The following is an 18,305-nucleotide window of genomic DNA, read 5'->3' as shown; positions in this document are numbered from 1 at the left end:
CTCCCACGGAGATTCCTACCCACGAATCCCACCTACCCACGAATCCCACCAAGAGTCGGAAAGGGATGGCAGCTTGGGGGCGCCGCTGGTTCGCCCCATCGTGGCGAGGATTCACCAGCCCAGGGCAACGCCCGGGTAACCGAGGGGCCGCGATTCACCCCGCCCTGAAGGGGCGGAACTCGGTACGGTCACATGCCCCCCGCGCGATTGGGAGCACGGACTCGCGCCCTTTCAGGGCACGGTGGGGTTTGGGGACGCGAATTCCCGGGGCGTTGCCCCGGGCTGTCGAATCGGCGCGCCTTCGGTGCGTGGATGGCTCCGCGTGATCCTGGGACCGCAGAGGGCGCGTTTCCGTTTTTTTGAGCCTCGCATTCGAGAAATCCCGGGGAGATGCCGTTTTCTCTCGGCTCGATCGGCAGAGAACGCCAGAGATTCCGCCGGCCTTTCGGGAATGTCCGAGAGCTGAGATGCGTCGGGTCCCCCGTTTCTGCAGGCGAACAGTGCGCGTGGCAGTAGGCTCGTCAGGGCCAACAACCTTGATTCAGAGGGCAAGGGGCGAACAAGAGCGGGGACAGGCGGGGCGGATCGCCACCCGGGGCCTGCGGTGGCGGATGGCGATTCGAGCACGATTGGATCGGCATGCCGCTCCGTGGCGGCTTGCCGCATGGGTTCGTCGCAACGGCGGGCCCGGTCGTGGAAACGGCTTGAGAGGGGGATCGCGCAGCGGGTTTCCGGGGCCATGGACCGGAGGCCTGTTCCGGAGGGAGCAGGAAAGGAAGCGGATCGACAGGGACTGGCAGGTCTCAAGCTTGACATGATGGAACGGGTTTGTTGTGGGTGGAGCCGGCTGGCCACGGAACGCCGGGCCGACCTCGAGCCGGAGGCCCGTGGGGCGACGATCCACGCGCATCGCGCTATTCGTGGTCGGCCCCGAGGTCCGAACCAGTGGCAAACCGGAAACTGGCTGCATGAACCATCGCATTTTTTTCTGGTCGCTGACGGCCGCGCTGGCCGGTTTTTTGTTTGGGTTCGACACCGTGGTGATTTCGGGGGCGGAGCAGACGATTCAGGCGTTGTGGGGATTGAGTGCCGGTCAACACGGGTTGGCCATGGGTTCGGCCCTGTATGGCACGGTCCTGGGGGCGATGGCGGGCGGGTGGCCCACCGACCGGTTTGGTCGGCGCGCGACTCTGCTGGGGGTGGGTGTGCTGTACCTGGTGTCGGCGGTTTGGTCGGCCCTGGCCACCGGGGTGTACTCGTTCAGCGCGGCGCGGTTTTTGGGCGGGTTGGGCGTGGGGATTTCGACGGTGGCTGCCCCGCTGTACATCGCGGAGATCTCTCCTCCGGCACGGCGCGGCCGGCTGGCGGGGATGTTTCAGTTCAACATCGTGTTCGGCATCCTGGCCGCGTTCTTGTCCAACGCGATCATCGGTCGGGTCGCGGGAGAAAACGCCTGGCGGTGGATGTTGGGCGCGGAGGCGGTCCCGGCGTTGTTGTACACGGTGCTGTGCTTCGGGATCCCGGAGAGTCCGCGGTGGCTGTTGGTGCGACGGGGCGACCGGCAGCGCGGTCTGGAGGTGCTGCGGCTGATCGAGCCTGATGCCCCGCCGGAGCAACTGGAGAAGCATGCGGCCGAAATCGAGGCATCGTCTCCCCCGGCCTCCCGTGGGGACCGGTTCTGGACGAGGCGCCTGCGCCGACCGATTCTGCTGGCGGTGTTGATCGCCTTCTTCAACCAGCTCTCGGGGATCAATGCCGTTCTGTATTTCGCGCCGCGGATCTTCGAGTGGACCGGGCTGGAACGACAGGCCGCGTTGTTGCAGTCGGTCGGCATCGGTTTCACCAACCTGGTATTCACGCTGGTGGGACTGTGGCTGATCGACCGGCTGGGGCGGCGGACGCTGCTGTACATCGGATCGGTGGGATACATCCTCTCGCTGGGGGTGGTGGCTCTGGGATTTGCGACGCAGCATTTCGGCTGGGTGGCACCCTTCATTTTTGCCTTTATCGCCGCGCATGCGGTGGGGCAGGGCGCGGTGATTTGGGTCTTCATCTCCGAGATCTTTCCCAATCGTCAGCGAGCAGAGGGGCAGGCCCTGGGCAGCTTTACCCACTGGTTCTTTGCCGCGCTGTTGACCACGGTGTTTCCCAAGATGGCCGAACTGCTCCCCCCTGCCGGAATCTTCGCGTTTTTCTGCGGCATGATGGTGCTGCAGTTGTTGTGGGTGCATTGGATGGTGCCGGAGACCAAGGGAGTGCCGTTGGAGCAGATGCAGCGGCAACTGGGCATTGGGCCGGAGACCGGGCCGACGAGGGAAACGACCGTGGCGAAATGAACCGGAGCGAGTTGGCAGGCAGAACAGCCCGCGTGGAATCATGGGTGCGTCGGGCGCTGGCCGTGGCGTGGGCGGGCACGGCCGGTCTGACGGGCTGGGGTTGGAGTGTACGGGCCGACGATACGGCGCCCTACCAGGAACGATGGCGGCCGCAGTATCATTTCACGCCGGTGCGCAACTGGATGAACGACCCCAACGGACTGGTCTTCCACCAGGGCGAGTACCATCTGTTTTATCAGCACAATCCGTTTGGGGACCGGTGGGGCCACATGAGCTGGGGCCACGCTGTGAGCCGTGATTTGGTGCACTGGGAGCATCTTCCGGTGGCCCTCCACGAGCAGGACGGCATCATGATCTTTTCCGGCAGCGCGGTCGTGGACGAGAGGAATACCAGTGGTTTTGGACGGGAAGGGGAGCCCGCGATGGTTGCCATCTACACGGGACATTCCACAACCGCCCCGCGGCAGGCCCAGCACATCGCCTGGAGCCGCGACAGGGGACGGACCTGGACGAAGTATTCGGGCAACCCGGTGCTGGACATTGGCGAGTCGGACTTTCGCGATCCGAAAGTGTTCTGGCACGAACCGACGGCGCGCTGGGTGATGGTGGTGGCTTGGCCGCTGCAGAGGCGGGTGCGGTTCTACGGGTCGAAGGATCTTCGACAGTGGGAACATTTGAGCGACTTCGGCCCGGCCGGTTGCGTGGACGGGGTCTGGGAATGCCCGGACCTGTTTCGGTTGCCCGTGGAGGGTCGACCGGGCGAGGAACGGTGGGTGTTGGTGGTCAGCGTCAGTGGGGGCGCACCCTCGGGAGGGTCCGGGGTCCAGTATTTTCCGGGGCGATTCGATGGGCGGGAATTCCGACTGGATCCGAGTTATCCGGCCGCCGAGCCCGAATTTGTGCCGGAGGGTCGGGTGCTGGCGGACTTCGAAGGCGAGGACTATCAGGATTGGACGGCCACGGGCACCGCGTTCGGGTCCGGGCCGGCCCGGGGCACGTTGCCCCACCAGCAACCGGTGACGGGCTTTCGGGGCCGTGGTCTGGTGAACACGTACCTTGGGGGAGACCAGGCCCAGGGCACGCTGCGATCGCCCCCGTTTGTCATCACGCACGATTTCCTGAGTTTCTTGATCGGCGGCGGGGCACACGAGGGGCAGACCTGCCTCAATCTGCGGGTCGACGGTGAAGTGGTGCGGACCGCCACAGGCGAGAATTCCGAGCGGTTGCGATGGAAGTGGTGGGATGTCCGGCCGTGGCGAGGGCGGGAGGCGATCCTGGAGATCGTGGATCGGCATTCCGGAGGATGGGGGCATGTCAATGTGGATCACATTGTGTTGGCGGATCAGCCGGCCCGATCTGCCCGCCCACCGGCGTTGTGGGCAGACCACGGAAGCGACTTCTACGCTGCGGTGTCCTGGTCGGGTATTCCGCCGGAGGACGGGCGCCGCATCTGGCTGGGCTGGATGGCCAACCTGGAGTATGCGGGAGATGTGCCGACGTCGCCGTGGCGGGGCGCGATGACGCTGCCGCGGGAGATGAGCTTGCGATGGCTCGCGGACGGGCCGCGCCTGATGCAGCAGCCGGTGCGTGAGTTGCAACGGTTGCGCGGGCCCGGCCTGCAGGGCCGCAATTGCAGCGTGGACGAAGCCAACGCGCTCGCGCGGGAGGCACAAGTGCGGGGGCCGTTGCTGGAGCTGATCGCAGAGTTCGAGGTGGCATCCCGGACAGGGGTGTTCGGACTGGAGGTGCATCGCGGGGGCGGGGCCGTAACGCGGATCGAATGTGATGCGGCAGCGGGACGATTGCGTCTGGACCGTCGGAGGTCCGGAGAGACCGCGTTCCATCCCGCATTTGCCCGGATCATGGAGGCCCCCTTGCGGGTTCGGGACGGCAACGTGACCCTGCACGTGTGGTGTGATGCATCCTGTGTGGAGGTTTTCGCCAACGAGGGGGAAGCCGTTTTGACGGCATTGGTGTTTCCGCCTCCGGAGGCGGTTGAGTGGGGGCTGTTTTCCACCGGAGGCCCGGTGCGCGTGCGACGGCTCGAAGCCTGGTCTCTGCGATCGATCTGGCGCTGACGGGTGGATCTTCCGCGGGGACCGAGCGCACACGTGCGCCGAGGGAGGCCGAGGGCCTGCGGAGCTCCGGACCTGCGGTGTCCGGGGTCTGTCTCCCGTCGTGTTGGCCGACGCACGGCCGTGGGCGGGACCGAGTTTGCGAGCCGGTGGCCTGCTTGCAGGAATCTGGTTTTTGGCGTACCAGCGGCTGGGATGGGACCAGAGATCGACCGTTTGGTGGCATTGCTGCGAGCCAGCCGGCGGCTGTTGGTGTTTACGGGTGCCGGCATCTCCACCGCGAGCGGAATTCCTGATTTTCGCGGGCCGGGCGGCGTCTGGACGCGGCGCCGGCCGGTGACCTGGCAGGAGTTTTTGAGCTCGCACGAGGCGCGTGTGGCGCATTGGGAGTACAAGCTCGAAGGTTGGGAGGCCTTTCGCGACGCGCGGCCCAATGCAGCGCACCGGGCCGTGGTGGAACTGGAACGCGCGGGCAAGGTCTTACTGGTGGTGACCCAGAATATCGATGGACTCCATCAGATGGCCGGAACGGATCCGGCGCGATTGGTGGAGTTGCACGGGACCAACCGCTGGATTGAATGCGTGCGGTGCGGGAAACGGTCGGAGCCCGAGCCCCACTTCGAATGGTTTCGCCGCACCCGCCGACCCCCGCAGTGCCCTTGCGGTGGGTGGTTGAAGCCCGCAACGATCAGTTTCGGCCAAAACTTACGCAGCGAGGATCTGGAACGGGCTTGGGCCGGGGCGGAGGCGTGCGACGCGGTCATCGCGCTGGGATCCAGTTTGTCGGTTTACCCGGCGGCGGAAGTGCCTCTGGTGGCGGCCCGACGCGGAGTGCCCTACGCCGTGGTGAACCGCGGTCCCACGGAGCACGACGGACTGCCGGAAGTGACGGTGCGCGTGGAGGGGGACGTGTCGGTGGTGTTTCCCGAAGCGGTGCGGGCGGCCCTGGTCTGAGACAGGAGAGGGACCAGAGCCGCCCGCAACTCGTCAATCCACCGGTGCCGGGGTTCCGGCAGAACGACCGCGGGTTTTAGATTTCCCAACCCTTGCGGTATTGCCGCTTGATGTACTGGGCAGCCTCGGGAGCGTTCTTGGCCCGCATGTTGGGGCCATCCCACTCGAGCCGTTTGCCCACCTGAAGGGCGACGCACCCCAACAGAATGATCTCGGTGAGGTAGGCGGCGATTTCGAAGTCCGAGTAGCAGCGTTTTCCGCCCTTGCAGGCAGCGATCCATTCGAGGTGCTGGCGTTTGTCTGCGTCTCCCGGGAAGGGATTCCGTTCGATGGTTTGGGGAATGGCCTTGACGGCTTCGTGGTTCCGCCCGTCCACCATTTCCTTCTCGCCCTTCAGCTTCACGAAGAATCGTGCGCCGTAATCGTCCGGGGAGAACAGGACACCCTTGTCGCCGATGAGAATGCAGCCGCTGCCGGGCACGGTGCCCATCATGGCTTCGACGTCCGCGGTGATTTCCCGTGGCGGCTTGTTGTTGCCATCGTGCCGATAGGGGTTGTCCGGCAACGGATTGCCGCCGTCGTACCACCAGAAGGTGACCGGTGCCAGACCCTCACGGGCGGGGAACTGGAAGCGGATCCGGGATTTGAGCGGGAAAGACTCTTTGTTCATGCCCGAGGACCAGGCCTCGACTTCGGTCGGATAGCCGAGTTTGAGTGCGCGGAACGGCATGTTGGCGGTATGACAGGCCATGTCGCCCAGCGCGCCGGTGCCGAAGTCCTGCCAGCCGCGCCAGTTGAACGGGTGATAGACGTCGCGCTTGTACGGGCGCCAGGGTGCCGGGCCGAGCCACAGGTCCCAATCCAGCGTGGGCGGGACCGGATCCTCTCCCGGGGGCCGGCCCATGCCCTGGGGCCAGATGGGGCGGTTGCTCCAGACATGAACTTCCCGGACCTGGCCGATCAGGCCGGCTTGAATGCATTCGACGGCGCGGCGCAGGCCGTCTTCGGCGCTGCCCTGGTTGCCCATTTGCGTGACCACGCCGTACTCGCGGGCCAGTCGGCGGAGCAGCCGGGCCTCGTACACCGTCTGGGTGAGCGGCTTCTGGCAGTACACGTGCTTGCCCAGGCGGATGGCAGCGGCGGCCACCACGCCGTGCAGGTGGTCCGGCGTGGAGACGATGACGGCGTCCAGGGACTTCTCCTGCTCCAGCATTTTGCGCCAGTCGCGGTAGAACTTCGCCTTGGGGTACTTCTTGATCTGGCCGGCGGCGTGGGCTTCGTCCACGTCGCAGAGGGCCACGATGTTTTCGCTGGCGCAGTGGTCGGTGTCGCTGGCGCCTTTGCCCGCGGCGCCGACGACGCCGATGTTGAGTTTTTCATTGGGCGAGATGCGGCGCGGGCGAGGTCGCGCGCAACTGCTCAGGGCAACGCCACCGGCGGCCAGTGTGCTCAGGAAAATGAAGTGTCGTCGCGTGATCGGTCGGACAGAAGTTGGTTGAGTGTTTTCCATGCCGGCGTTTTAGGCAGGCTACAGCCCTTGCACAAGGAGATTTTTCGGTCCGCAGGAATCGGGACGTCGAAGGGCCGCTGGATGACGGGCCGGGTCGAGGGAGGGACCGCCGACTGAAAATTGTCGATTCATGGACGAACCGGGGATGGGTCGGGGTGGCGGTTGGAGAGGCGAGTCGAGAGCGGAGGGCTTCAACCCGGCACGAGTCCAAGCCGGAGGTTGCCCTCTCCCAGGGGCGCACCCGGAGACGGTTTCCCGCTCTTGCATGGGGTGTGAACAACGCCCGCGTGGGAAGGATCCGGCGGGAGGTTGACAAGCCCGAAGAGTCCCGGAGTGGGCTCGGGCGTGCAAGAGGCCGGGGCACCGTACCCGATGGACATGGGGACGAGGTGTGAACAAGCCGCGGTGCTCTACGGACCACCCTGATCTGCGGTCGGTGGTGGATGATCTGCGGTCGGGGGTGGGGCTGCAAACTGCCTTGGGAAGGGAAGAATGGTGAAACTCGTTCGGGGCGCACCGAAATGTCCGGCGGGAGATGGAGGCTTCCGGCGGTGGTTACCGACTTGGGAGTTGGGTTATTGGTTTCCGCCGGCCGGATTGGAAAAAGAGGAGGTGGAAGCGGGCAGTGCGAAGGCGGGGTCAGTCCGTAAACTTCTCCTTACATCCGACCCGTCTCAGATAACGTTAAAACGTCGGTTTGGTTAACAGATTTAAATCCGGTCTCGCATGGGTCGCAGGTCCAGATGTTCGGTAACATGTTGGAAATCAACACAGTTGTCCGCATGACGGGACTGGTACGGAGGTTTTGGCATGGAAACGGCTATCTAAGTAAAGGCACGCGTTTTTCAACTTAAACTGTAAAATGATCCGACATCTAACCATAGCGCTCGCCGCTCTGGGCTGCGTTCTCAGCCTGCAAGGGGCCGTTTTCACTTTCGCGCCCAACGATCGCGACGGCGACCCGGACGATCTTTGGGACCTGGATCATCGCTACTGGTACACTTGGGGGTTCAAGGGCTTTGCGATTCCGACCGGCGAGGTGATCACGGAGGCGGTGCTGACCATCGCCAACATCAACAACTGGACAGCTGCTGAAAACGACGGCCGCAACTGGTTGCGGATGTACCTGCTGGATACTGCAGAGAAACCGAACAACGGCAAAGTGGACGAGGCCCTGCCGCCAGCGGGACGACTTCGGCGCTATTCCGACACCGACAACGGCATTGACAACATCGCTCCTCTGAATTGGACGGCCAAAACCCACATCGCCACCTACACGGATTACGACGGCGGGCCGGGTGGGGACGTCGTCACGCTGACCTATTCCTTTGCGAGATTGGGGCTTCTGGACGAGTTGACGGCCTACATTGCCAACGGGAACAACTTCGGTCTGGGCTTCGATCCGGACTGTCACTATTGGAACAAAGGGGTGCAGTTCACGATTCACACGGCCCCGCAACGGGTGCCCGACGGTGGATCGACCCTGGCCCTTCTGGCTTTCGGAGTGGGTACGGCAACCCTGTGGGGGCGTCGTCGCTCCGCCTGAGTTTGCTGTCCGCTCCGCTCCCGTAGCGCCACCCTGGTCATCCCACCGGGGTGGCGCTCTACGGGAGGGCCGGGCGGCCGGGCTTTTGGAGTCGCTCTCGGCACCGGCGGCCAATGCTCGAGCGAACTCCCGCAGCTAGTCGGGCCTGAGAAGCAGGCCCGAGGAGCCCGGCCCGAGCATGGGAGCGCCATGCGGAATCTGAATCCGGAAAGTCTGCTCGTCACTTCAAGGTTGTCGCTTTTCGCCGATGAAGAGGGTTGGAAGAGGGAGCACAGAAATGAAGGCGCGAGAGCCTGGAGCCGAAATCTCGCGTGGAGCTCAAGCCTGAGCATCAGCGGCTTGGACGAAAACGACGGATTGCGTACAGTGCCGCGGATGTGAGATGGGACGGAGCGGAGCGGGAACATCGACGGTGTTTTCGCTATGGGCGGCGGCCGTGGTTTCGGTCGGGGCCGCCGAGTACGTGTTCCGAGTCAGCGACGCGCCCCTGGATCCGGGCGAGCGTTGGGAATTGCGTGCGACGAATTTTTTCACCTGGGGAGTGCGCAGCTTTGTTCTGGCCCGGGGGGAGCAAGTGGAGGATGCCGTCCTGGTGGTTTCGCAAGCCCGCTACCGGCCCGCGCCGGGCGGGTTCAATCTGTTGCGGTTTTACCTGTTGGACAGTGCGGAGAACCCGTTGAACTGGCTGCCGGACGAGGGCCGGTTTCCACGTGGCCGCCTGCGCCAGTACCGCAAGGATGCCTCCGGTCCCACGGGCATCGCGGCACTTACGTGGACGTCCAAGGTGGAGATTGGCACCCATGCCAAGCCCGAATCGGAGCGGCGTCCGGAGGTTTTGCGCTGGTCCCTGGCGGAGCTGGGGTTGTTGCCGGTCTTTCAAACCTTTCTGGCCAACGGCAATAATTTTGGACTGGCGATGGATCCGGAGGGGGACTTCGGCAGTCCCGACGTTCGATTCGTACTCATCACGAGGGATCCGGTCATGCCGCCGGTGGCCACGATGCCTCCCGTGGTTCCGCGGGTCCAACCGGATCCGGTGCGCATGCCGGACGGCGGGTCCACGTTGGCCCTGGTATTGACGGTGCTCGGTGGTGGCCTGGTTTGGTGGTGGGTGCGTCGGCGCTGAGCGGCGGGCGGCTGCAGCCCGATGTCCTCCCGGTCGCGCGGAATCCTCCCGGGTTTGCGACGCGCATACTGCAGCGCGGGTCAGAGCCGAATCATCGAGATCGCGCACTTCAAAGACAACGCCGCGGCGTAGGGAAGTTCCAGCGGCTTCCCAAAAGTTCCCGTACACACGGTGGTGGCCCGGCGGGAAGTTTTGCCCTCGCCTTCCGGACCTGCCCTGCCCGGGAGAACCTGAATCGGCCTACCGGATGGAGGGTTTCCGGACCCGAGATTTCGAGCGCGCTCGGGAGGGACGACCCAGGGTTTCCTCACAAGCCAGCATCAGGGTTTCCACGATTTTCCGAATCTGGGCGGGGGTGGTGCAGTACGGAGGCATCAGCACGATGACGTTGCCGATGGGCCGCGTCAGGACCCCGCGCCGGGCCATGGCACGGCAGACGCGAATGCCGGCCTGTTCCCGCAGATCGAACGGCTCGCGCGTGGTCCAGTCGCGCACGAGTTCGATGCCGACCACCAGCCCGACCTGGCGGATGTCGCCCACTTGAGGGACGTCCCAGAGCGCCGGCAGGGTTTCGGCCAGGGCTTGTTGAAGTCGGAGTCGGGCGCGCAAGGAGGCCCGGGTGCGCAGCAAGCGCAGGTTTTCCAGGGCCGTAGCGGTGCCGAGTTGGTTGGCGGTGTAGCTGTGGCCGTGAAAAAAGGTTTTGAATTCCTCGTAACGGCCCAGGAAGGCATCGAAGACCTCGCGGGTGGTGAGGGTTGCAGCCAGGGGGAGGTACCCTCCGGTCAGACCCTTGGCCAGACAGAGAAAATCGGGACTGACATTTTCGAGTTGGCAGGCAAACAAGGGAGCGCGGTCGGGTTGACGGGGCGGGGGAAGCGGGAGGCCGACCCGGCCGAACCCGGTCATCACTTCGTCCGCGATGAGCAACGTGTTGTGCAGGCGGAGGAGCTCGGCAATGCGGGTCAGCCAGCCTTGAGGCTGGGGAATCATGCCGGCGGCGCCCTGGATGAGGGGCTCGACGACAAAGGCGGCGTACGGTTCGCCCCGCATCCGGCGTTGTCGTTCGAGTTGCCGCGCGACCACCTCAATGCATTCCCATCGGCACTGCCGGTACAGCCGTGCATCGGCGCGTTCCGGACGGGCACGGTTGTACGGGCAACGGTAACAGTAGGGCGCCATGACGGTGTCCGTTTTGAACAGCAGGCCGCGCCAGGTCTGGTGGAAAAGGGGAATGTGCCCCAGGGCCACCGCCCCCAGGGTGTCGCCGTGGTAGGCGCCCTGGAGGGAAAGAAATCGGGGGCGCGAAGCGGGACCGCGGGTGCGCCGGGTGAATTCGTAGGCGAGTTTGAGAGCCACTTCCAATGCAGTGGACCCGTCGTCGGAATAGAACACCTTGCTGAGGCGCTGGTGTGAGGGGCGCACACCGGAACCGGGCATGTGTGCGGCGCGGACCAGTTCGGCCGCCAACAGGGACGCGGGTTCGTTGGCCAGGCCGAGGGCGGAGCTGTGGGCGATTTTTCGCAACTGTCGGATCAGGGCGGCATTGAGGCGCGGGTGATTGTGCCCGTGCAGGTTGGTCCAGATGGAAGCGTTGGCATCGAGGTATTCGCGCCCGTGGACGTCGCGCAGCCAGGGTCCCCGGCCCGCGACAATGACGATCGGTTCCTGACGCAACCAGTCGCGCATCTGGGTGAAGGGATGCCAGACGTACTGGTGATCGAGTCGGGCGAGTGGGTGCATGGTGTCCGCGTGAAACTCGGTCAGGTTGCGTCGTTGTCCCCAGACGCCGTCGTGAGGGTTGCCAGAAACGACCGCAAGCGGGCCAGGTCCTCCGGTTGGTGCGCGGCGGTGATGGTGATGCGAAGGCGTGCGGTACCGCGGCTGACGGCTGGATATCGAATGGCGGGGATGAAGAGGCCGGCCTGGCGGGCTGCTTGCGCGCAGCGGAGGGCAGCGTCGTTGGAGCCGAGAATCCGGGGCAGGATGGCGCTTGGCGGGGGAACCACGAGCCCCGGCCACGGTGACGAGCCGTCCGGCAACGGGGCCGCGGCAGTGTGCACGTTGTGCCACAGCCGATCCCGGCGTTGGGCGCCTTCGGGTGTTTGCAGCAGCTCCAGGGCCGCGAGGGCGGCGGCGGCCTGGGCTGGAGGGGGCGCGGTGCTGAACATGAAACTGCGGGCGCGCTGGACGAGCCAGTGGATGAGGCGCGCGGAACCGGCGATGAACCCGCCCGCACTGCCGAGCGCTTTGCCCAAGGTGCCCATTTGAACCTCGACGCGATCCGTCAGTCCCTCGGCAGCAATCAAGCCCTCTCCCCGGGGGCCGAACAGGCCGGTGGCATGGGCTTCGTCCACCATGAGCCAGGCCCCGTAGCGGTCTTTCAACTCGACGATGGCGCGCAACGGCGCCCGGTCGCCATCCATACTGAACACGGATTCCGTGATCACAAGAACGCGGGGAGGCCGCGGCCTGGAGGCTGCGGCGGAGCGCTGCGCATCGGCCCAGCGGAGCAATCGATCGAGGTCGTCGAGGTCATTGTGGCGAAAAACGCGCAGCGTGGCACCCGAAAGCCGGGCGCCGTCCACCAGGCACGCATGGGCCAGTCGGTCCAGCAACACGAAATCCCCGCGTTCCACCAGGGCGGGGATGGTGCCGAGCGCCGTGGCATAACCGGAGGCGAAGCTCAGCGCCGCTGCGGTGCCCTTGAAGGCGGCCAGTCGCGCCTCCAGGTCATGATGAATCCGGAGGGAGCCACAGACCAATCGCGACGCGGTGCTGCCGGCACCCCACTGTCGGAGTGCGCGAACGGCGGCTTCCTGCAGAGCCGGGTGGCGGGCCAGCGCAAGGTAATCGTTGGACGCAAAGTTCACGAAGGAGTGTCCCTCGATTTCAAGGCGGCGGCCGTCCGTTCCGGCGACGGGTTGCAACTGGCGCAGCAAGCCCTGCTGTTGCAGCCGGGTCAGCTCCGCGTCCAGTTCCTGTTCCCATGCCGCGCTCATGAGGGTGTGAGGGTGGACCTGGAGGGCACCGGGTCGGCGGCGGGCCAAACCTGAATCCCGGCAATGAACGCAGCCAGGACCGGCCCCCGGTGTTCGGCGGCGGCGTGCCAGGCATCGCGGGCGAATCGCACGCCGGCCGCCGGCAACGCAGTCAGGTCCGCCCACGCCCCGGGGATGATCTGTCCGGCTTGTCCCTCCAAACCCAGGGCCCGCGCAGGATTGACGGTGACCATGCGCAAGAGGCGTTGGGGGCCCAGCCAGGGCTGGCGGGTTCGCACCTCGTGGAGTTCCTCGAACAGGCTCAGCTCCGGGGGGTGCCGCCCCTGCTTCAGCACCGTGGCCAGGCTGTCGGTGCCGAGGCAAAGGTTGACGCCGGCACGGAGAAGCCGGCGCCAGGGGAAGGGTCGGTGACCGAAGTAACGATGGCTGCGCGGGCAGTGCACCACCGTGACGCTGTGTCGGGCCAGGAGGGAAGCGTCGCCGGGGCCAAGATAGTTGGCGTGAACGGCGAGGAGGTGAGGGCCCAGCAGGCCGGTCCGGTGCAGATGTTGCACCGGCGTAATGCCGCCACAGTCGCTCATGTCGCGTTCGTTGCGGAGCAACCAGTCGAACATGGGCCCGCGCGCGTGGCGGAACATTTGATACTCCTCCTCCGACTCGGCCACGTGGATGGTGACCCGCAGTCCGTGGCTTCGCGCCCGGTTGGCCACCAGGGTCAGGAGGGCCGGCCGCGTGGAATAAGGGGCGTGGGGCGAGAGACCCGCCCGGCAACGGCCCTGGGGGAGGCGATGCAGGACGGCTTCGGCCTCGGCCAGGACCTGGCGGGGTTCTTTGCGGGCACGAATGCCCGTCATTTCCAAGAATGAGAAGATCCGCAGCGGGGTGCGGGCCCAGCAATCGGGCAACAGGTCGGGGATGGCTTCGACGTCCGCGACGGTGGTCGTGCCGCTGCGCAGGAGCATGGCGGCTCCGTGGAGCCAGGAGCGTCGGAAATCGTCCAGGCTCCACTCTGCCTTGGCCGAGGTGATCAATTTGATCCAGTCGGTAAACTGCCGCTGCGGAGGCAGCATCCCGGCCATGTCGGTGTAATCGAGATGGCAATGGGCATTGAGGAGACCCGGAAGCACGAGAGCCTGACCGAGGTCGATGACCGTTTCGCGGGCGCTGCGCCGCATCGCTTTCCACGGTGCGACTTGTTCGATGCAACCGTCGCGGATGCGGATGGCGCCGTCGGCCAGGGGCGGGCCGGCCATGGTCAGGATCCATGCCGCACGCACGATCATGGGTCGGGAAGCCGGGCAGGTCAGGGGCCGGGAGATCTCCAAGCCGAGTTGAGTTGGACGGGGGGCACCTGCGTCACAAACGGCGACGCCAGAGCAGGACTCGCTTTGCGTGTCGAACCAGCGAACCGCCGGCAGCACGGCCGTGGAGCGGGACCGTGGGCTCGGCGTTCCCCCGTCCACGGAAACGGGTCGGACCGCGCGAACACCGGGGCGCCATTACAGGGCAGCCTCCTGGCGGCGGCGCTTCGTCTCGGCGGCTTGTTTGTGTTTGCGGGCCTTCTGTTTGTTGTGCCGGGTGCGAATCTGCTGCTCGAGTTTTTTGATCACCTTGTCGATGGCGGCGTACAGGTCGCTCTCACAATCCTCGGCGAACAGGTCGGGGCCCCGCACACCGAGTCGGATCGAACAGATGAACTGCTGCTCCTGGGCCCGGGCGTGGTCGCGTTCGAGCAGGACGCGGGCCTCCACGGCACGTTGTTGGAGGCGGGCGAGTTTTTCGAGTTTGCTGATAACATGGTTTTCGATCGCCTCGGTGAGGGTGAGGTTGTGTGTCGACAGAACCAGCTTCATACCGCTGCAACTATGGATCCGCCGGCCGAAAAATCCAGTCAAAGTGGCGCGGCGCGCAAACGCCGCGGCGCGAAGCTCGCGCGGATCGGGGACGCCGGACCTGCGGGATCACCGGACGGGGCTTGCGCGGCGGCAGGGGCCTGCGCAGGGGTGCGGGTTTTGCTTTTTTCGGCAGCCGGGCTTTTTCTAACTTGCGGGCGTGCAATGGAAGAGAGTCAGCCTGATCGGGGTGGGCCTGTTGGGGGGCTCGCTGGGCATGGCCTTGAAGCAACGTCGCTTGGCCCGGGAAGTCATCGGCTACGTGCGGCGCGAATCAGCGGTGGCGGAGTGTCTCCAGGCGGGTGCGGTGGACGAGGCCACGCTGGATTTGGCGCGCGCGGTGGCCGGGGCGGATCTGGTGGTTTTGTGCACGCCGTTGGGGCAGATGCCGGCGCTGGCAAGGGCCATGGCGGCAGCCTTGAAACGGGGCGCGGTGGTGACCGACGTGGGCAGCGTCAAAGCCGGGGTGGTACGGGCGCTGGAGCCCGTCATCGCCCGTGCCGGCGCGTTTTTTGTGGGCAGCCATCCGATGGCGGGCAATGAGCGGAGCGGCGTGCGTGCGGCCCATCCGGATTTGTTCGAGGGAGCGGTGAGCGTGGTGACGCCCACGGCGCGCACGGCGCCGAAAGCACTCCGGCAGGTGCGCCGTCTTTGGCGCGGGGTGGGCTGTCGGTTGTTGGAGTTATCTCCGGAGGAACACGACCGTCTGGTGAGCCGTTCGAGCCACCTGCCGCACGTCACGGCGGCGGCGCTGGCCGCCCTGGTGCTGGGGCCGGGGCGGCCGCCCCATCAGGCCGCCCTCTGCGCCACGGGGTTTCGCGATACGACGCGAGTGGCCTCGGGGTCGCCCGAGATGTGGCGCGACATTGCACTGGCCAACCGACGTCATTTGGACCGGGCGCTGCAGGAGCTGGTGCGGCATTTGGAAGGGGTGCGAACCTGGCTGGCCCGAGGGGACGGGGACGCGCTCCTGAAATTCTTTCAAATGGCCAAGGCGCGTCGCGATGCCTGGTGTGCGGGCAACGCGTCGCCCTCCTCCGAATGAAGCGCGACACCGCCGCCGAACCGGAGGACCCGGGCGGCGGGCAGCCTGCAGCCCGGACCCAACTCTGAGCCGCGTCAAACCAACCATGGGTTTGCCGGATTGCATCGAAATCGAACCCTTGCCCGGGATCGTGGAAGCGCGCGTGACCGTGCCCGGGTCCAAGAGTGTGACCAACCGGGCGCTGGTGTTGGCCGCGCTGAGCCGCGGGGAAGTGACCTTGACGGGGGCCCTTTGGAGCGAAGACACCCGCATCATGGTGGAGGCGCTGCGCCGGTTGGGATTCGAGTTGGCCGTGGAACCGGATCCCGAGGAACCGTGCAACCGCCGCATTCATGTGCGCGGTCGGGGGGGCGAAATCCCGCGCGCGGGGACCCCGGATCGACCGTTGGAATTGTACGTGGGCAATGCAGGGACCGCCGCCCGGTTTTTGGCGGCGCTGACGGCCCTGGGCCGGGGAAGCTACCGCCTCTGGGGCACGGAGCGGATGCATCAACGGCCCCAGGCTCCGTTGTTTGCGGCGTTGCGTCAGTTGGGCTGCCGCATCGATAGCGTGGCGGACCGGCTGCCAGCGGTGATTCACGCGGCCGGACCACGGCCCGGTGCCTGCACGGTGACCATCGCGGAGAGTTCGCAGTTTGCCTCGGCGCTGCTGCTTTGCGCGCCGTGGGCGGGCTGGACGGTGGAGGTCACGGGCGAGAACCCCGAGGAATCGCCCTACGTGGCAATGACGTTGAAGCTGCGCGACCGGTTTCCCCGGGACGGGGGCGTGTTCGCCGTGGAGCCGGATGCTTCCAGCGGCAGTTACTTTTGGGCGGCCAACGACCCGGGTTGGTTGCGGCACCAGTTGGACCGAGATCCGGCCATGCTGGATCCGCTGCGCTGGCCGGTTCAGGTCCGGCACTGGCCGGCGCCGGACCTGCAGGTGGACGCGCGGTTTCCCGGCGTCTGGCAGACCCTGGTGGCGGCCGGGCGCGCGGTGGAAGGGCGGGCACATGCAATGGAGGTGGAGATTTCGCGGCAGCGCGACCTGGGCGATGCCATCATGACGGCGATCGTGATGGCGCCCTTGTGCGGCGTGGTGTGTCGGTTCACGGATCTGGGCCGGCTGCGGCTGCAGGAGTGCGAACGGGTGGCGGCCCTGCGCACGGAACTACGGCGGTGCGGTGCGCGGGTCGAAGAGGCGGGCGACACGCTCACGGTGTGGCCTTCCGCGCTGCACGGCGCCGAGATTCAGACGTACCAGGATCATCGCATGGCCATGTGCTTTGCGATTCTGGGATTGAAAGTCGGGGGCATCCGGATTCAGAATCCGGCCTGCGTGGCCAAGACGTTTCCGAATTTCTTCGCCAAACTGGCTGCGCCACCTCCCGCGGGCCTGGGGGTGCGCATCCGGGATGCGGCCACGGGCCAATGGTTGGAAGCCCGCAGGCTGATCGTGGAGGAATACGAACGGTGACCCGGCCCCCTGCGCGCCGGGTTCGGGAAGCGAAGGGAGACCTTGGAAGAACCGATCGTCATTGCCATTGACGGCACCAGTGCCAGCGGCAAAAGCACCAACGCCCGCCTGGTCGCTCGGGCCCTGGGGTTTGTGTACGTGGACACGGGGGCCATGTACCGGACGCTGGCCTGGTACTGTTTGAAGAACGGCGTGGATGTGCACGATCCCAGGGCCGTGGCCCGCGCGTGTCGTCGGTGGAAAACGGAGTTGCGCTGCGTGGACGGGCAGGTGCGCCTGCTGGTGGACGGTTACTATCCGGAGAAGGAGATCCGCACGGCCGAGGTCAGTGCGGCCGTGCCCCACGTGGCGGCTGTGCCGGCGGTGCGTCAGTGGATGAAACGCAAGCAGCGCGAGTGCATCCGCTTCGGCAATCTGGTCATGGAAGGACGGGACATCGGCACGAACGTATTTCCGGAAACCGAGTTCAAATACTTCCTGGATGCCAGCCTCGAAGAACGCAGCCGGCGACGGGCCGCCGAGGGAATTCAGGAAAACCTCGCCGCCCGTGACCAGCGCGACAGCCAGCGGGCCGTGGCTCCCCTGATGGTGCCCCTGGGGGCACGGGTCATCAACAACTCGCAGATGACCCCCGAGCAAACCAGCGCCCTGATCCTGGAAGACATCCGTCAGCGGCTGGCCGCACGGCAAAAGGCGCGCAGTGCTTCATGAGCGAGCCCACCCGGATGGACGCGTTTTACAGGGTCGGCTGGCTGCTCTGCCGGGGTCTGTTCCGGTGGTATTTTCGGTGGCGGGTGGAGCATGTGGACCGCGTGCCCCGCACGGGCGGGGTCATTCTGGCCCCGAACCATGCCAGCTTTCTGGATCCGCCGTTGGTAGGGGCCGCTCTGCCCCGTCCGGTGACCTATTTGGCCCGGAAAAGTTTGTTTCGTTTTCCGCCCATGGGTTGGCTCCTGCGACGGTGCCACTGCATTCCCGTGGATCGGGAGGCCGCCACCCCGGCCGGGCTGCGCACCCTGCTCCAGCATTTGCAGGCGGGCGCAGCCGTCCTGTTGTTCCCTGAAGGCACAAGAAGTGCGGACGGCCGGATCCATCCAGCCGAAGCGGGACTGGGTCTCTTGGTGGTGCGCAGTGCCGCGCCCGTGGTGCCCGTGCGAATCTGCGGCACGTTCGAAGCCTACGGACGACATCTTCGTTGGCCCCGGCCCCGGCCGGTGCGCATCATTTTCGGGACCCCGATGACCTTCGAAAACCTGCGCCAAGAGGCCCGGACCGCCGATCGTGTGCGCCTCAAGGCCATCTATCAGGAAATCGCCGGGCAATGGCTCGAGGCGGTCCGGGCGTTGGGCGATTGATCCCCCTGCTC

At 65.9% G+C, this 18,305-nt stretch carries 14 protein-coding genes; 9 read left to right on the top strand and 5 right to left on the bottom strand.

Annotated elements, in window-relative coordinates:
- The first annotated feature begins 968 nt into the window (after positions 1-968).
- From ACPDIT_RS09395 to ACPDIT_RS09385, 3 genes are all read left to right on the top strand, one after another.
- Positions 969-2,336, top strand: a complete 1,368-nt coding sequence (locus ACPDIT_RS09395) for a sugar porter family MFS transporter (protein WP_423442945.1) — start codon at positions 969-971, stop codon at positions 2,334-2,336.
- A 32-nt stretch (positions 2,337-2,368) separates the two neighbouring features.
- Positions 2,369-4,414 carry a glycoside hydrolase family 32 protein gene (locus tag ACPDIT_RS09390; RefSeq protein WP_423442944.1) on the top strand — a complete coding sequence of 682 codons (2,046 nt, stop codon included), beginning with the start codon at positions 2,369-2,371 and terminating at the stop codon, positions 4,412-4,414.
- 192 nt (positions 4,415-4,606) lie between these two features.
- A complete protein-coding gene (locus ACPDIT_RS09385; protein WP_423442943.1) occupies positions 4,607-5,365 on the top strand; it encodes an SIR2 family NAD-dependent protein deacylase in 759 nt (252 codons plus the stop codon).
- 76 nt (positions 5,366-5,441) lie between these two features.
- Here the strand turns inward: ACPDIT_RS09385 and ACPDIT_RS09380 are convergent, their stop codons facing one another.
- Positions 5,442-6,875, bottom strand: a complete 1,434-nt coding sequence (locus tag ACPDIT_RS09380) for a Gfo/Idh/MocA family protein (protein WP_423442942.1) — start codon at positions 6,873-6,875, stop codon at positions 5,442-5,444.
- 862 nt (positions 6,876-7,737) lie between these two features.
- On the opposite strand from ACPDIT_RS09380, the gene ACPDIT_RS09375 reads away from it, so the two are divergent.
- Together ACPDIT_RS09375 and ACPDIT_RS09370 are read left to right on the top strand one after the other, a co-directional pair.
- Positions 7,738-8,421, top strand: coding sequence for a hypothetical protein (locus tag ACPDIT_RS09375; RefSeq protein ID WP_423442941.1), 684 nt, complete (start codon positions 7,738-7,740; stop codon positions 8,419-8,421).
- A 412-nt stretch (positions 8,422-8,833) separates the two neighbouring features.
- Positions 8,834-9,547, top strand: a complete 714-nt coding sequence (locus ACPDIT_RS09370) for a hypothetical protein (RefSeq protein ID WP_423442940.1) — start codon at positions 8,834-8,836, stop codon at positions 9,545-9,547.
- Positions 9,548-9,787: 240 nt separating this feature from the next.
- Here the strand turns inward: ACPDIT_RS09370 and bioA are convergent, their stop codons facing one another.
- The 4 genes from bioA to hpf all read right to left on the bottom strand — a co-directional run bounded on the left by bioA (position 9,788) and on the right by hpf (position 14,399).
- Complete coding sequence (bioA, locus tag ACPDIT_RS09365; RefSeq protein ID WP_423442939.1) at positions 9,788-11,287, bottom strand: adenosylmethionine--8-amino-7-oxononanoate transaminase; 1,500 nt, start codon at positions 11,285-11,287, stop codon at positions 9,788-9,790.
- Between the two features lie 20 nt (positions 11,288-11,307).
- A complete protein-coding gene (locus ACPDIT_RS09360) occupies positions 11,308-12,546 on the bottom strand; it encodes an aminotransferase class I/II-fold pyridoxal phosphate-dependent enzyme (protein WP_423442938.1) in 1,239 nt (412 codons plus the stop codon).
- Complete coding sequence (locus tag ACPDIT_RS09355; protein WP_423442937.1) at positions 12,543-13,823, bottom strand: amidohydrolase family protein; 1,281 nt, start codon at positions 13,821-13,823, stop codon at positions 12,543-12,545. Before ACPDIT_RS09355 ends, ACPDIT_RS09360 begins: the two co-directional genes overlap by 4 nt.
- A 222-nt stretch (positions 13,824-14,045) precedes the next feature.
- Positions 14,046-14,399 carry a ribosome hibernation-promoting factor, HPF/YfiA family gene (gene hpf / locus ACPDIT_RS09350; protein ID WP_423442936.1) on the bottom strand — a complete coding sequence of 118 codons (354 nt, stop codon included), beginning with the start codon at positions 14,397-14,399 and terminating at the stop codon, positions 14,046-14,048.
- Between the two features lie 199 nt (positions 14,400-14,598).
- On the opposite strand from hpf, the gene ACPDIT_RS09345 reads away from it, so the two are divergent.
- The 4 genes from ACPDIT_RS09345 (at position 14,599) to ACPDIT_RS09330 (ending at position 18,294) form a co-directional block, all read left to right on the top strand.
- Entirely contained in the window at positions 14,599-15,483 is an 885-nt protein-coding gene (locus ACPDIT_RS09345; protein WP_423442935.1) for a prephenate dehydrogenase, read from the top strand.
- An 85-nt stretch (positions 15,484-15,568) separates the two neighbouring features.
- Entirely contained in the window at positions 15,569-16,939 is a 1,371-nt protein-coding gene (locus ACPDIT_RS09340) for a 3-phosphoshikimate 1-carboxyvinyltransferase (RefSeq protein WP_423442934.1), read from the top strand.
- Between the two features lie 42 nt (positions 16,940-16,981).
- Complete coding sequence (cmk, locus tag ACPDIT_RS09335) at positions 16,982-17,650, top strand: (d)CMP kinase (protein WP_423442933.1); 669 nt, start codon at positions 16,982-16,984, stop codon at positions 17,648-17,650.
- Positions 17,647-18,294, top strand: coding sequence for a lysophospholipid acyltransferase family protein (locus tag ACPDIT_RS09330; RefSeq protein WP_423442932.1), 648 nt, complete (start codon positions 17,647-17,649; stop codon positions 18,292-18,294). The genes cmk and ACPDIT_RS09330 overlap by 4 nt, the downstream gene beginning before the upstream one ends.
- Positions 18,295-18,305: the final 11 nt, after the last annotated feature.

Source organism: Limisphaera sp. VF-2, from assembly GCF_049537125.1.
Taxonomy (GTDB): Bacteria; Verrucomicrobiota; Verrucomicrobiia; order Limisphaerales; family Limisphaeraceae; genus Limisphaera.
Note: the sequence above shows the minus strand (reverse complement) of the source record. Positions and strands in the feature narration are given on the sequence as shown.